General features: G+C 58.5%; 14 protein-coding genes. 6 read left to right on the top strand and 8 right to left on the bottom strand.

The features are described from left to right. Nucleotides 1-22 precede the first annotated feature (22 nt). Entirely contained in the window at nucleotides 23-1030 is a 1008-nt protein-coding gene (gene tauA, locus AC1D08_RS13240) for a taurine ABC transporter substrate-binding protein (RefSeq protein WP_457153789.1), read from the bottom strand. Nucleotides 1031-1376: 346 nt separating this feature from the next. Between tauA and AC1D08_RS13235 the strand changes: the two genes are divergently transcribed. Then, the gene (locus AC1D08_RS13235) at nucleotides 1377-3422 is read left to right on the top strand and encodes a sensor histidine kinase (protein ID WP_477423292.1); all 2046 of its coding nucleotides are present in this window, start codon (nucleotides 1377-1379) and stop codon (nucleotides 3420-3422) included. A 158-nt stretch (nucleotides 3423-3580) separates the two neighbouring features. Here the strand turns inward: AC1D08_RS13235 and AC1D08_RS13230 are convergent, their stop codons facing one another. Continuing rightward, a complete protein-coding gene (locus AC1D08_RS13230; protein ID WP_477227073.1) occupies nucleotides 3581-4651 on the bottom strand; it encodes a YihY/virulence factor BrkB family protein in 1071 nt (356 codons plus the stop codon). A 247-nt stretch (nucleotides 4652-4898) separates the two neighbouring features. Further along, on the bottom strand, nucleotides 4899-5102 hold the full coding sequence (locus tag AC1D08_RS13225; protein ID WP_095091057.1) for a CsbD family protein: 204 nt from the start codon (nucleotides 5100-5102) through the stop codon (nucleotides 4899-4901). A 61-nt stretch (nucleotides 5103-5163) separates the two neighbouring features. Between AC1D08_RS13225 and AC1D08_RS13220 the strand changes: the two genes are divergently transcribed. Next, nucleotides 5164-5457 (top strand): hypothetical protein, encoded by a 294-nt coding sequence (locus AC1D08_RS13220; protein WP_477423290.1) that lies wholly within the window; start codon nucleotides 5164-5166, stop codon nucleotides 5455-5457. A gap of 107 nt (nucleotides 5458-5564) precedes the next feature. Here the strand turns inward: AC1D08_RS13220 and AC1D08_RS13215 are convergent, their stop codons facing one another. Beyond that, nucleotides 5565-5828 carry a YMGG-like glycine zipper-containing protein gene (locus tag AC1D08_RS13215; protein WP_095091059.1) on the bottom strand — a complete coding sequence of 88 codons (264 nt, stop codon included), beginning with the start codon at nucleotides 5826-5828 and terminating at the stop codon, nucleotides 5565-5567. Nucleotides 5829-6239: 411 nt separating this feature from the next. On the opposite strand from AC1D08_RS13215, the gene AC1D08_RS13210 reads away from it, so the two are divergent. Further along, nucleotides 6240-6461 carry a hypothetical protein gene (locus AC1D08_RS13210; protein ID WP_095091060.1) on the top strand — a complete coding sequence of 74 codons (222 nt, stop codon included), beginning with the start codon at nucleotides 6240-6242 and terminating at the stop codon, nucleotides 6459-6461. A gap of 95 nt (nucleotides 6462-6556) precedes the next feature. Beyond that, the gene (locus tag AC1D08_RS13205; protein ID WP_477423288.1) at nucleotides 6557-7957 is read left to right on the top strand and encodes a phospholipase D-like domain-containing protein; all 1401 of its coding nucleotides are present in this window, start codon (nucleotides 6557-6559) and stop codon (nucleotides 7955-7957) included. Nucleotides 7958-8157: 200 nt separating this feature from the next. Here the strand turns inward: AC1D08_RS13205 and AC1D08_RS13200 are convergent, their stop codons facing one another. Further along, entirely contained in the window at nucleotides 8158-8640 is a 483-nt protein-coding gene (locus AC1D08_RS13200; protein WP_095091062.1) for a pyridoxamine 5'-phosphate oxidase family protein, read from the bottom strand. A gap of 333 nt (nucleotides 8641-8973) precedes the next feature. Between AC1D08_RS13200 and AC1D08_RS13195 the strand changes: the two genes are divergently transcribed. Continuing rightward, the gene (locus AC1D08_RS13195) at nucleotides 8974-9549 is read left to right on the top strand and encodes a UbiX family flavin prenyltransferase (RefSeq protein WP_457155509.1); all 576 of its coding nucleotides are present in this window, start codon (nucleotides 8974-8976) and stop codon (nucleotides 9547-9549) included. A 38-nt stretch (nucleotides 9550-9587) separates the two neighbouring features. Here the strand turns inward: AC1D08_RS13195 and AC1D08_RS13190 are convergent, their stop codons facing one another. Continuing rightward, nucleotides 9588-11048 (bottom strand): aldehyde dehydrogenase family protein, encoded by a 1461-nt coding sequence (locus AC1D08_RS13190; RefSeq protein WP_477423286.1) that lies wholly within the window; start codon nucleotides 11046-11048, stop codon nucleotides 9588-9590. 464 nt (nucleotides 11049-11512) lie between these two features. Here AC1D08_RS13190 and AC1D08_RS13185 point away from each other — a divergent pair, with 464 nt between their 5' ends. Beyond that, a complete protein-coding gene (locus AC1D08_RS13185) occupies nucleotides 11513-12130 on the top strand; it encodes a MarR family winged helix-turn-helix transcriptional regulator (RefSeq protein ID WP_457154548.1) in 618 nt (205 codons plus the stop codon). A gap of 41 nt (nucleotides 12131-12171) precedes the next feature. Here the strand turns inward: AC1D08_RS13185 and AC1D08_RS13180 are convergent, their stop codons facing one another. Together AC1D08_RS13180 and AC1D08_RS13175 are read right to left on the bottom strand one after the other, a co-directional pair. Continuing rightward, on the bottom strand, nucleotides 12172-13116 hold the full coding sequence (locus AC1D08_RS13180) for an ABC transporter substrate-binding protein (RefSeq protein WP_457154547.1): 945 nt from the start codon (nucleotides 13114-13116) through the stop codon (nucleotides 12172-12174). Between the two features lie 59 nt (nucleotides 13117-13175). After that, nucleotides 13176-13547 (bottom strand): cupin, encoded by a 372-nt coding sequence (locus tag AC1D08_RS13175; protein ID WP_457154546.1) that lies wholly within the window; start codon nucleotides 13545-13547, stop codon nucleotides 13176-13178. Nucleotides 13548-13549: the final 2 nt, after the last annotated feature.

Here is a 13549-nt window from a genome sequence, read left to right as displayed (position 1 = left end):
GCCGAATGTCGTTCAAGGACTTTTAGTTGGAAGCCTTGGCGGCCTCCGCATATTGCGGATCGGCGGCTGAGGCGTAGCTGTCCTTGATGGCGGTGATCTTCTTCTGGTCCTTCAGGAAGCCCGCAGTGTCCTTGAGGATTTTCGCGACAGCGCTCTTGTCGCCACCGCCCAGCCATTTGTCGGAAGCCTGTTCGTCGAGCGGCGGAACCACCGTCGTCTTCAACTGCTCCGAATTCTCGGCCGCCGTGCCGCCCTGCAATTTGGCGATCGCCTTGGCGCTCTCGGAGTCCGGTCCCCAGGAAGCCGGGTTGGTCAGGTATGACGTCGTGTAGCCGTCGATCAGCCGCACATACTGGCCGAGGAAGTCGGGATTGGCCTTGGCAAAATCGCCGGTCACGACAAGTGCGCTGAAGGTCGGAGCGCCGCGATCAGCGACCTGGCCGGCTGTGAGCAGGACCTTGCCGTTCTTCTTGAGTTCGGAGAGTGCCGGATCCCAGACGAAGGCGCCATCGATGTCACCGCGCTTCCAGGCCGCGACGATTTCGGGCTGAGGAATGGCGATGACCTGGGTTTCCTTCTCCGTGATGCCTTCCTGCTTGAGTACGGCGAGAAGCTGGTAATGGTCAGTCGAGACGGGTGCTGCGGCGAGCTTCTTGCCCCGCAAGTCGGCCGGCGACTTGATCTCGGGCCGCACCACCAGGGCTTCGCCGTCACGAGAGACCGAGGAGATGTAGAACGCCTTCACGTCGATGCCCCTGCTGACGGCGGCCGCGAACGGGCTCGATCCGACATCACCGATCTGGACGTCGCCGGATGCGATGGCGGCGAAGATGTCGGCGCCTGAATTGAAGCGGCGGAATTCGATGTCCCAGCCGGTCTTCTTGGCAAGATCGCCATTGGCAATGCCGAGATTGTACGGATTGGCACCCGTCTGGTAGGCGATGACGACTTTCTTGTCGGCGGCAAGCGCTGCGGCGGAGCTGGCCGCCAGGGCAAGCCCGACAAGGGCAGCGGAAATCAGTTTTCGCATGGTATCTTAATCCTTTGAAACAGAGGGCACAGCTTCGATTGCCAGCCCTGAGGGAGGGGCCGAGGATTAAAGTCCACTAATATTATAGACTTAGACAGGGATGAAATTCCGAAAGGCTGGCCCTCGGTAAAAAATTACGGCTTCGACGCGAACCGGCCCCAACGGATCATTCTCACGCAAACCCGAGGGGCCGGTCCGACGCATTATTTGTGGGATCAGTCCGTTTATCGGCGGGTCGAATTTCTCTCGACTGCCGCGGCCGCTCTAGCTTGAACTAATGCTTGCTGTTCACCGGCTTGCGATTATGGTTGGCCAGGTTTTCTGAGGCGGCAGGGGAAACAGCATTTTGCCTCGTCGATCAGCTCGATCGCACCTGCTTGGTCTGATCGCGGCCGCGGTGATACCGGTCTGGCTCTTCGCGGCCTATCTGCTGGTCCAATATGCTGTGCATGAGCGGTCCCGCTTCGACCAGGACGCTCGCCAAACCGCCCGGCAGGTTTCGCTCGTTGTCGAGGGCGAACTAGCCAATCTTCAAACGACTCTCAACGGTCTGTCGAAATCGCCTGCTCTGGCCAATGGCGATCTGGAAACCTTTCGCGGCGAGGCGCTCAGCCTGGTCGAAGGGACGGACCGGATCATCGTCCTGCGCGATTTAGGTCGCAATCAGTTGTTGAATACAGGGATCGGGCACGGTGAAGTTCTGCCGCCGGTCGAACCGATGCCGGCAGGGGATCTGGAGAAACTCAAAGCGTCCGGCATTTTCGTCAGCGACGTCTTTGCCAGCGAGGATTCCAAAAACTACCGCATAGCCGTTGCCATACGGGTGCCGGCGCCGACGGGCGAAGATCTGGTCCTTTCGATTTCCATCCCGACCGGACGCATCCGGGATGTGATGATGCCTGCTGTTCTTGAGGGGTGGACGGTTGGTGTTGGAGATCGCCACGGAAGTTACGTGGCACGTTCCAGGTCGCATCAGGAGATGAGCGGCAAGCCTGGATTGCCGGAATATCTGGAAAAGATCGTTGGCCGCTCCGGCAGCTTCACATCCCGCAACTTCGAGGGCACCACGCTGCTGGCGGGCTACTACCGATCCTCCTATTCCGATTGGTTCTATACCGCCAACGTGCCGCTTTCCGAGGTGCAGGCGCCGCTATGGCGCTCGCTCGCGGCAATTTGCGGGATCGGCCTGCTGGCACTTCTTGTGTCGATCGCTCTCGGCTACGTCGTGGGAAAGCGCTTCACTGGAGCGACCACCGACCTAGCTGCCCGAGCTGAGGCGCTTGGTCAGGGCCGCGCAGTTGAGCCCATGTCCACCACGGTTGCGGAGTTCGGCGCCATTGCGCAGGCGCTGGTAGACGCCGAGCGCGCCATCGCCGAGCGCCGGTATGAATTGGAGACAGTACTGGAGACGGTGCCGGCAGCGGTCTGGTTCACCTATGACCCCCAAGCCCTACAGGTCATTCGCAATCGCTTCGCGGCGGAACTCATGGGTTTGCCGACCGACGCCCGCAAATCGTTTGGCGCGCCCGACCTCGTGATCAACACCGTGGCGGTCAAGGACGGGCATACGGTGAGCCGAGAGGACCGGCCTCTGAGCCGGGCCATGCGTGGAGAGCTGACAGACAACGAAGAATTCGCCTATACGCTTCCGTCTGGCGTGGAGCGCTTTCTGCTCTCGAGCGCGCGTCCGATCCGCAGCCCGGGCGGCAGCATAATTGGTGCCGTGCAGATCAGCCTCGATATAACCGACCGCAGACGCGGCGAAGAGCATCGCAAATTGCTGGTCAACGAACTCAACCACCGCGTCAAGAACACGCTTTCGGTGGTCCAGGCAATCGCAAGCCAGACGATCCGCAACGCAACCACTTTGCCCGAGGCAGGACGGGTCCTGTCCGACCGGCTCATCTCGCTGGCGAAGGCGCACGATATCCTGACGCAGAAGAACTGGAGCGGCGCCGATCTCCATGATCTGGTCACAGCCTCGATCAAGCCACACGCTCCGATCGAACGATTTCAAATCAGCGGAGGGAAGGTTTGGCTTCCGCCCAACGTCGCCCTTTCATGTGCTCTAGCACTTCATGAACTTACGACAAATGCGATCAAATATGGGGCGTTGTCGAATTCAAACGGCAGGGTTTCGCTATCCTGGAAGCTTGTTGGTCAAAAACAGCAACGCCAACTTGAACTCGAATGGCGAGAGACTGGTGGCCCGACCGTCGGTCCCGTCGAGCGCAAGGGGTTTGGCACCCAGCTCCTGGAGCGCATATTCGACTCCGATTCCGCGGGACGCGTGGTGCTGACTTTCGAAAGATCGGGACTGGTCTGCCTTTTCCAGGTGAACCTGTCTGAGCCGAATGAGGCTGAAGCACATTTTCCAGGCAGCGAAACTTAGACCTCGCTGTTCAGTCCAAACTATTTTCGGGTGCGCCAATGGCGCATGGCGGACCCTTGGAAGTCATTCGCTTGAGTTGATTGCCGGCGTGTCGCTTCTGGCACCGTGTGATTTCAGGCTGCGTCGCAAGAACGGCGACAGATGGGATCGTCAGACCATCAATCCGCAGTCTTGCCCAATGTGTCGGCGACGACCGCACCGCGCTTGCCCATGGGCAGGGCAGGGCCCGTGGTCGAGTCAACGGCCGTCTGATGTTCCATCTCCGCGTTGATGGCGGCGCCGGCAATAAGGATGATGACTGAAATCCAAGTCCACATCATCAAGCCGACCACCGCGCCAAGCGATCCGTACGTGGCGTTGTAGTTGGCGAAATGCTGCAGATAGAACGAGAAGAGCCACGATGCCCCGATCCAGACAGTGGTCGCGATCAAGGCTCCCCAACTCAGCCATCGCCACTTGGCATACTCTCGACTCGGCCCGAAGCGATAGAGCAGGGAAATGCCGGTCAGCGTGGTGCAAACCAGGATCGGCCATCGGGACGCCGCAACAAGCGTTTCGGTCCAGGCATCAAGGTAGAAATAGCGCAACAATGCCGGAACGACGCCCACGGTCAGCAACAGCACGATGCCAATCAGCAAGGCTCCGACCGTAAACAGGATCGACATCAGGTTGAGGGTGATGAAGCTGCGTTTCTCGCGCTCTTCATAAGCAATGTTCATGGCGTCGAAGAGCGCCTTCATGCCGCTGTTGGCGCTCCATAACGCGATGCCAAGGCCGATGAAGAAGCCGGTTCCGAGAGCACCCGGTTTCTGCTTGGCCAGGGCCTGCAATTGGTCGCGAATAAGATCGAGCCCGCCCGACGGCAGCAAACCGCCCAGATAGGCGACATGATCCGCGACCGTGACAGGATCCGCGACGAAACCATAGATCGAAATGAAGGCCGCCAGCGCCGGAAACAGGGCGAGCAATAGATAGAAGGTCGCGCCTGCCGCGACCAGCAGGACCCGGTCCTTGTTGAATTCTTCCCACAGCCGCCAGAAGATATCCTTCCAGCCCAGTGCCGGGATCTGTGATGGCCAGGCAGCATCGCGTCCGCGGCCTCTAGGCTCCGACCGCAGGGTGGCTTTGCTGCCTTCTGTGGTTGATGCAGCTCGACTGGCCGCTTCCCCATCGATGAGTGAGGGTTTCGTTCCGGTCGGCTGCTGTTTCCCTTCCGCCTTCGAAGCCACTGTGCGCGCCTCAATCAATCCCGCGTTCAACAGATGTCGTTGGGCGCCGCCAGCGCGGCAAAGTACCTCTCGCCTGATCCGGCTTTGCTTAGCCGTCCAACACCGCCTTTCAGATCGGCGCAGCTACGTCTCTTTCTGCGCGCTCTATTAGGCGACATGATATCCCCTAAGGACGGCCCGTCGCTGCCGTGAATGGAGCGACGGGCGTTATGCTCAGTCGCGCTTCCGCGGGTCGGAGAATTCGAACCTACCATCCCTGCCGGCCATACCAGTCATCGATATCGCGACGGGCTCGATCCTTCTCGATGCCGTAACGCTCCTGGATTTTGCCTTCGAGCTGATCGCGTTTACCGGCGATTCGATCAAGATCATCGTCAGTGAGTTTGCCCCATTGTTCCTTGATCTTACCCTTGACCTGCTTCCAGTTTCCTTCGACGCGGTTCCAGTCCATGACACAGGGTCTCCTTCGTTTCACACAAGGCCAAACGTCGTCCGAAGAGGGAGGTTCCACGATGTCCTCGCCGTTCGGACTTTCTCAAAACGCTGTGCAGATGGCCGGAGCCTGTTGGGCTGGGCAGGCGGCAGGAACCATCCACCTCGCGGGCCGTTGGGTCACAGGAAGGGACATCCGACAGATGGTTGACGAGCAAGGAAGGCCACCGGCTGCGACGGACGATATGGCTCGTCGTCTGGCTAGAGAGACCGGCATCACCGAAGCACAGGCCCGTGAGTTGATCGACTTCCTCGGGCTCAATTGGGCATCGCTCTTGCGGGAAGCGCGGATGCTGAAAAACAGGAAGCCTTAGACCGCAGCTTTCTGACTGGGATCATGTGGAGCCTGTCGGCAGCCAAGACAAACGGCCGAGCTTTGGGCCGTGTGATCCCGCTGACGGGATCACACGGCCCGATAGTATCAATATCCGTCGGGACACCGTGCGATGTAGACACGCCCATTACGATCTCTGTAGCGGCACTGACCGGCTTCACTGGCATGCCCGATCACCGCGCCCGCAATGGCTCCAGCGGCACCGCCAACGATCGCGCCTTTCACGGGATCACCGGCTACGGCGGCACCAATTGCCGCACCGCCCAGACCACCGACTGCGGCGCCCTGCTCGGTGCGCGAGCATGCTGCGAGCGGAATGATAAGGCTCAATATGAGCAATGTCTTTTTCATGAGTTGTCCTCCAGCGGCCCGACATTGAGCCCGGTGATAAATGCGCGATTTGTTTTTTCGATCCATCGATTTGCTAATTTAGCTTTTGATTGCGCGAGCCATCTTCAGCGAGGGCAGAAACGGAAGACCACGTACTGGTTCAAGCATGGACTGCTCGGCGCATCTGTCCGGCGAGGAAAACCTTCGCATCTAGAAAAGGCGGCATGGGCATTGGAACATTAGACAGTTCCAAGTGTTCACTCGATGCGAGGGTTGCCACCAAATCCTCAAAGGCTGGGCGAGAGAGCTTGGTCTGCCAAATCATTTTGAGGAGATCGAACCGTGCACAGCATTATCTATCTCGTCGGGCTCGTCGTCGTCGTCCTTGCCGTTCTGAGCTTTTTTGGCCTCAGGAGGTAGCACAAAGCCGACATGACCCAGACTGTTGAACCGCCAATATTGCCAGAGGGCAGCCCGGATCGGGAGATCAATTGTGAAGTCGCACTGGAGACCGCATTTGCTGCTTTGGTAACTGCCTCACAGGCGCAGGGATGGACACCCCACGAAACGGCCGTGACCCTGTTGAAGATTGCCACACAACATGGCCAGCAGGTTCAGGCTCTCGTTGCGGCAATCAAGAGCGAGCCGAAATGAGTCAATGGGTTGGCAACGCGGTAGTGGATCAGTTTGAACTCTGAAGCGCTGGCTATTTCTAGCGGCTTCGACCGCCGTCAAAAGGTCGCCAACTTATGGATGTCTGCATCGCCCGAACACGGGACGACAATATCAAAACCGGCAAGAGCGGCTTGCTGCTCATCTCAGACAATTATGATGCCTTCGCCGCGCGTGTGTTGGCGGCAAGAAGCGCGGTTCGCACTCTCGATCTCATGTACTACCTCTGGCATGACGACCACACCGGCCGCTTGCTTCTGCAGGAAGTTTTCCGGGCCGCTCAGCGGGGCGTGCGCGTGCGAATGCTGCTTGATGACGTCAACCCGCGCAAAAGTGATTCTGCATATCTGGCGTTGAGCAGCCATCCAAACATCGAGCTGAAGCTGTTCAATCCGAGCGGCGTCAGAGCACGCGGCATTGTACGCGGCATGGAAGTTCTCCTGCGGCTTTTTGCATTGACGCGCAGGATGCACAACAAGGCGTGGATAGCCGACGACGACATCGCCATTGTCGGGGGGCGCAATGTCGGCGATGCCTACTTTGATGCAGCAGAAACAAATTTCCGCGACCTCGACGTTCTCCTCCTCGGCCCCGCCGTGCAGCAAACCGCCGAAATTTTCAAGGCTTTCTGGACGTGCCAGGACGCAAAACCAATTGGCGCGCTCGGTCCAGCCGCTGCGACCACGCAGGCCGAATTGTTTGGAGGAAGCGATGCTGAAACCGAGTCAAAACTTTTGAACGGGATCGGCGACCATGGGACCGTCGCTGAGTTCATTGCGGCCGGCAACGATGTGCACTGGGTGGAACGTGTTCGAGTGATTTCCGACCCTCCAGAGAAAGTGCGCGGCTGGAGACGTCGCAGTTGGCTGTTGAAGGAATTGCTTCCGATCATTCAGTCAGCGCGCAATTGCTTGGAAATTGTGTCTCCCTATTTCATTCCTGGCAAAAGGGGGTCCGCAATCTTGTCGGACCTCGTCAGCAACGGCGTTGAAGTTGCGGTTCTGACCAATTCATTGGCAGCCACTGATGTCGCAGCGGTCCACGGCGCCTATGCAAATTATCGCAAGCGATTGCTCAGGAACGGTGTCAAGATTTTTGAGCTTCAGCCGTTCAGCCGGCGGCAGGCGATCTCGGTATTTGGATCCAAGGGCGCCAGCCTGCACACGAAGGCTTTCAGCGTCGATGACAAGACCGGTTTCGTCGGCTCCTTCAATTTTGACCCGCGATCGGTGTCGTTGAACTCGGAAATGGGAGTGCTTTTTGAGGATCAGGAATTGGTCGCTGAACTGCGGCGCAGGTTCCAGGCAGAGATATCACCGGAAGCGAGTTATCGGCTCGAACTGAAAAACAACGCGCTCCACTGGCATGGATGCGACGAAGGCAGGTCCCAAAATTATTCTCACGAACCTGAAGCGGGGATTTTCCGCCGCATCCTGGCGATCCTGGTCCGCCATCTCCCGATCGAGTCCCAACTTTAGGCAGCAACGCGACCATCGAGTGTCACCCTGCTACCGGTCACTCGCCCACGGTGCTCGAGGCATGTGTAGCGTAAGGTCGAGCCTAAGCGCGTAGATCCCTGCGTTAACGCGTCTTCGTGCCGAGGGCAGCAGGGTTGCCTGCACGCAGTACACAACGATCGAACTAGGCCAGAGCCCGCAGCGCGGTCGGCGCGTCAGAGTCAAAGCTCGACTTTGGCGACGTTGTCTTTGTATTCGTCTTTGGGATCGAACCCGAGCAACATCTTGATCCCTGCCATTACGCTCGATCCATCCAGCCAAATCTCTGCCTCCCGCGGATCGAACCGTAGCAACGCTAGCCTCGGATCATCTTTCCCGCCCTCAAACCATGCGGCCACAAAGCGATTCCAAAGCCGATCGATCGTTGCACGGTCGTTGTCGAGCCAAAGATTCCCCTGCACCGTGGCGAACAGATCGTGGCCTTTGGACGTGAAGGTCGCGGTCGCTTTGCTGCCATCCGTCAGACCCTGAACGAGTTCGGTGTCTTTCGCCGTAAAGAACCAGACTGGACCATTTCCGTCAGTCTCCATTTGTGCAGTCATTGGACGAGGAATGACCTTGGAGTTATCGAGTCCGATCATCATCGTCATATCGGACTTCAAGGATGCCCAGAACCTGGATTTGAGTTCGGCGGGGGCTGGCATAGGCGTTTCCTTTCGAATTGGCGAAAGGGGACAAACGACTGTTGGGCATGTCGGTTCCGAAGGGGCCGGCGATTGGTCCGGTGGTTCGTGTGTTTTGAGCACCACGTCTACGCGGCCGTCAGTACAGACGAAGGTGGTCCGCCGCGTTCGCTAGGGCAGCCTGTCTGCAGTTTTCGCTTGCGAGAAAATGCTATGGTAGCTTATCAATTGGCTATGCCTTGGCGATGCCTTCTGTCCTCTTAATGAGCGTCCATCGGCGCAATTGGGATGGCCGAAAATAGAAGGTCCTTGGTCGCCACGGGGTGCGTAAGTTCGAATGCGGGAGATTGCGAATTGAGCCAGTCAGCGCCGAGACGCTTGGTGATCGGAATAAGTGGCGCTTCGGGAGTCGTGTACGGTATACGACTGCTTGAGCTTGGACGAGAACTCGAGTTGGAGACGCATCTGGTCATGACGAAGTCAGCCAAGATTGCTACCGCTCACGAATCTTCAACGAAGGTCAAGGACATAGAAGCACTGGCCAGCGTCGTTCACTCGGCTGACGACATAGCGGCTTCCATTTCGAGCGGCTCCTTCAAGACCCTTGGTATGATCGTTGCGCCCTGTTCCATACGAAGCCTTTCCGAAATTGCCCATGGCACGACATCGAGCCTCTTGACCCGAGCGGCAGATGTGGTCCTGAAAGAGCGTCGCAGACTGGTGCTCATGGTGCGCGAAACGCCGCTCCACCTTGGGCACCTGCGTAGCATGACCCTGGCGACCGAAGCCGGCGCTATCATCATGCCGCCGGTCCCGGCCTTCTACTCAAAGCCGGAGACCATCGCCGATATCGTCGACCACACTGTTGGGCGAGCACTTGACCTGTTCGGTTTCGATGTCTCGGGACTTCGGCGCTGGTCCGGACATTGACGCGACTGGTCCCAAGCAGATCCTAAGCTGCGCGCCGATCAATCCAAGGTGACATTGATGTTCTTGAGCTGCGTGCAGGCCAGGAGTTCCTCGATGGATTCCTCGCGGCCGAGTCCCGATTGCTTATAGCCGCCAAACGGTGCGCCCAAATAGTGTGCGCTGCTGTTGTTGATCCAGATGTAGCCGGCTTCGATGCGCGCGGCCGCTTTATGAGCGGTTGATAGATCGCGGGTCCAGATCGAGGCGGTAAGGCCGAGGTCGGAGTCGTTGACGGCCTCGAACATCTCCTCCTCGTCTTGCCATTTGATCACCGACATCACTGGTCCGAAAATCTCCTCGCGGGCGATCCTCATTGCGGGATGCACATTCACGAAGACCGTCGGTGGATAGAAGAAGCCGCCCGAGAATTTCGGATCAGCAGGCGCGAGACCGCCTGCAATCAGGGTGGCGCCGTCCTCGTGTCCGTACCGGACATATCTCTCAGTTTTCTCCAATTGCTGCTGGCTGACCAAACAGCCCATTTCAGTTGTCGGGTCGGTGGGAACACCATAGGAAAACTTGGAAACTGCCGCGGTTATTTGTTGGACGACCGCATCGTGAATGGACTCATGCAGGAATATCCTCGATGTGGATCCGCAGGACTGGCCGCACCAGGTGAAGTTCATTCCTTGGACGGCTCCCGCGGCGACCTTGGCCGGGTCAGCGTCGGGAAACGCGACAAGCGCGTTCTTGCCGCCGAGCTCCAGGCTCAACTTCTTCAACGTACCGGCCGCAGACCGGGCAATCGCCTTGCCGGTCTCGACGGAACCGATCAGTCCGACCATCGCGACCTGTGGATTCTCGACCAGCGCCTCGCCACATTCACGCCCGCCAGGAAGTACGCTCAACACACCGTCCGGAAACAGGTGGCCGATCAACTCGGCGAAGAGCAGGGTCGACAAAGGAGCCTGTACTGGCGGCTTGATGACAACAGCATTTCCAGCCACGAGAGGCGCAGCGGCACGTTGCGCGGCGAACAGGAAGGGGTGATTGAAAGCATTGATACGCACCACCACGCCCAATGGCTCACGGACGGAATAATTGAGCGAATCGTGGCTGAACGGAATCGTGTTCCCTTTTAACTCGGTTGCCAGTCCCGCAAAAAACTCGAATGTCGCCGCACCTGCCTCGGCGTCACGGATCATTCTCTTGAAAGGGCCACCGGAATCGGCCGAGTCCGTCAGGGTAATCCTCTCCGAATTCGCGCGGATGATCCTCGCTGCCTCCCTGACAATAGCCGCCCTTTCGGACAATTTGACCTGCCGCCAGATCTTGAATCCCGCGGTGGCCGCGCGAACTGCCTTATCAACATCCGCTTTGCTCGCCGCCGCGGCATTTCCCAAACTTTCCCCCGTAGCCGGGTTGATGATCTCGTCAACAGCGCCATCCATCGCCTCGTGCCATTGGCCGCCATAAAAGAGGGTTCGGTGGGTTGGTAGAGCAGCCATGTACGACGTCATTCTGGTTCACTCCGCGCTGATTGGGTCGTGCCAGAACATGGTCCCGGCGAAAAAATGTCGGCTTCGTCGAACCTTTCGAGTTCGCCATAGCATACAAAATGTATATTAATTCATAAGGCTTACCCGCGTCAACTCGTGGCTCGATCGCGGCTCGTGACCATAGGTCCGTGGTGAAGCGACCAGTTGATAAACTGGCTCGCAGGTTGAGAAGCTGACCGCTCTCAAGGCGGCGCGGCAAGATAGGAGACGCCATCCGAGTTTTCATCATGTCTGGCTTTACAACGAATTTCAGTGTGGAAAATGCTCCCACCGTAGCCGTCGAAATTGCTATCCGAAAGATTACCCTATAAACATATGTTTCGAATGTATTGTCTTCTTTGTTGTTTCACGGAGAGCGCGGTGGTCAAGCCTGCCTTTCACGATAGAGCCTATGCGATGAAGAATGTCATGGAGATGATTGGATAATGGCGGCGCTGAAGAACAAGTCCGTCGAGCGCCCTGCGAAGAAAGGCCCGCCTCCCAAGAGGAAGACCAAGGCTCGTGCGTTCGTTCCTCCTGTGACGGTTTCCCATGCCGAGTTGCTGGTCGACGGAAGCGACGACAATTTTCGGCAAGTGATCTATCTGTTTGTCGAGGTGCTCGGCAGGCTGGCGATGTGCCGGGAAGCCTTTGGCCGGGCAATCGGGCTGACTGGGTCACAATTTGCGGTACTCGTTGGGGTTGCTTACCGCCAAGGAGAAGGCGGCGTCACCATCAAGCGGCTCTCGAACTATGTCCATCTCGCTTCCACGCATGTCACGACGGAAGTTGGACGCCTCATTCGCAAAGGGTTGCTGAACAAGGTTGCGGCAGACGATGATCGTCGCAGCGTCCTGGTCAGCCTCACGCCCGAAGGCGAAGCCGCCGTCATATCGGTGACCGCGTTCGTCCGGCAGGTAAACGACGTGTTGTTCGCGGGCATCACCGCGGCGGACCTGGCGTCCGCGCAATCCATGTTCACCAGACTATCACGCAACAGCGAATTCGCCGTCGCCGAACTCAAGGTTGCCGAGCGCGACGACAGGTTCTTCGACAAGGATTGATGTGATGGTTTGTTTGCTGTCGCAGCATTGACCTCACGGCATCAATCGGACGTTTGTGCAGCGCGCTGGGACGGAATCCACAAATCGGACAGCTCGGTGCACACCACGCTGTCGTAGGACAGATCTGCGTTGAGGATACCCAGATCGCGTGCAAAGCGGCTCATACCTTCAACCGCACGTCTTGAGACGGACGCATCGTAGAAGGGCAGGTCGCGACGAATGAGATCGACTATGAGGTCCGCCGCTCTACCGGGGAAAAGCCTACGTCCGACTTTGCCTGCGAGGTCGACGTCCTGTTTCAGCGCCGCGTGAGTTTCAACGATCGCTGAGACGATCGCGGCCGCCTCTTGGGGCCTGTCGGCAGCAAAGGACGCCCGCGTGGCGATCGACGCAAATGTGAATTCAAATGCAGAAGGTGGGCCGTCTCGCCGAACATCGGCGACGACCGATCCTATCCCATCTCGAACCGCCAGTTCGGCGGCCATCCCGTTTGCCCAGAACCCATCGATCAGCCGCTCTTCGAGCGCCTTGGCCGCGTTCAATCCGAAATTCACCGTCTGACCAGGCTTCGATGGAACCGGCATGATGGTCACGGTGTCGGTCTCGATCCCGCTCTCGACCAGCAGCCGACGCAACCCCATCTCGACCCACGGTGCAGCGCCAATGCGCTTGCCTCTCACCACCGACAAGTCGTGGCGTGATGCCTTGAAATCCGTATGCATGACCAGGAACCAGTACATGCCCTGGGCTTGGGCGCAGAGCAGCTTGGCGCCTTCGAATCCTGGAAATGCCGCCAGCGCCGAATGCGCGGAACCGGCCACGATATCGACGTCGCCGTCACGCAAGGCGCGGTAGGCCCGGTCGACCGGGAAGATGAGCTCGAGCGACACGTCGAGCCCAGCCTTCTTGAAGAAGCCGAGTTCGATCGCCGCTTCGGCGGGAAAGTACGAATTCGACACCAGATCGGGAACGGCGAGCTTCAACATAGGCATTTCCTGTCCAGGGAGGCGACAGCCAGGTGGGTGATGTCACCCAGGGCCGGATCCTAGTAATAGTGGGTCTCGAGAAGCAGGCAGCCGTGCTTCGACTTGAACGGGCCGTGGTAGATGCCGGGCGGGCGAACCGCATAGGTGTAGCCGGTGAATTCTTCTCCGCCCTCTCCATTGATGTCGTTGCCAACGATCAGGTCGCCCGCAAGGAGAAAGACCTCTTCCCAATAGGCGTGAACGAACGGGGCGGTCGTATAGACACCAGGGTCGAAGCGCAGAAGGCGGGTGCGGTTTCCCTTACCCGCCGCCTCGTCCAGACTGCCGGCGACGATCTTCTGCTTGATGCCCGACGGATAGCCTTCGGGCGTGTGCCAGCCTTCGTCCAGGTCGAGCTTGAAGAATTCCTGATGAACCTTGGTCGTCGACATGC

This window comes from Mesorhizobium sp. P2_E6 (genome assembly GCF_056403835.1).
The sequence above is the reverse complement of the archived record's forward strand: the minus strand, read 5'-3'. Positions and strand labels throughout refer to the sequence as shown.

What these genes read in the sequence shown, in the direction of transcription:
- AC1D08_RS13185 (WP_457154548.1), top strand. Translation starts at nt 11,513, where the DNA reads ATGGCGGCGCTGAAGAACAAGTCCGTCGAGCGCCCTGCGAAGAAAGGC.
- AC1D08_RS13190 (WP_477423286.1), bottom strand. Translation starts at nt 11,048, where the DNA reads ATGACGTCGTACATGGCTGCTCTACCAACCCACCGAACCCTCTTTTAT.
- AC1D08_RS13225 (WP_095091057.1), bottom strand. Translation starts at nt 5,102, where the DNA reads ATGGACTGGAACCGCGTCGAAGGAAACTGGAAGCAGGTCAAGGGTAAG.
- AC1D08_RS13205 (WP_477423288.1), top strand. Translation starts at nt 6,557, where the DNA reads ATGGATGTCTGCATCGCCCGAACACGGGACGACAATATCAAAACCGGC.
- AC1D08_RS13210 (WP_095091060.1), top strand. Translation starts at nt 6,240, where the DNA reads ATGACCCAGACTGTTGAACCGCCAATATTGCCAGAGGGCAGCCCGGAT.
- tauA (WP_457153789.1), bottom strand. Translation starts at nt 1,030, where the DNA reads ATGCGAAAACTGATTTCCGCTGCCCTTGTCGGGCTTGCCCTGGCGGCC.
- AC1D08_RS13175 (WP_457154546.1), bottom strand. Translation starts at nt 13,547, where the DNA reads ATGTCGACGACCAAGGTTCATCAGGAATTCTTCAAGCTCGACCTGGAC.
- AC1D08_RS13200 (WP_095091062.1), bottom strand. Translation starts at nt 8,640, where the DNA reads ATGCCAGCCCCCGCCGAACTCAAATCCAGGTTCTGGGCATCCTTGAAG.
- AC1D08_RS13180 (WP_457154547.1), bottom strand. Translation starts at nt 13,116, where the DNA reads ATGTTGAAGCTCGCCGTTCCCGATCTGGTGTCGAATTCGTACTTTCCC.
- AC1D08_RS13215 (WP_095091059.1), bottom strand. Translation starts at nt 5,828, where the DNA reads ATGAAAAAGACATTGCTCATATTGAGCCTTATCATTCCGCTCGCAGCA.
- AC1D08_RS13220 (WP_477423290.1), top strand. Translation starts at nt 5,164, where the DNA reads ATGTCCTCGCCGTTCGGACTTTCTCAAAACGCTGTGCAGATGGCCGGA.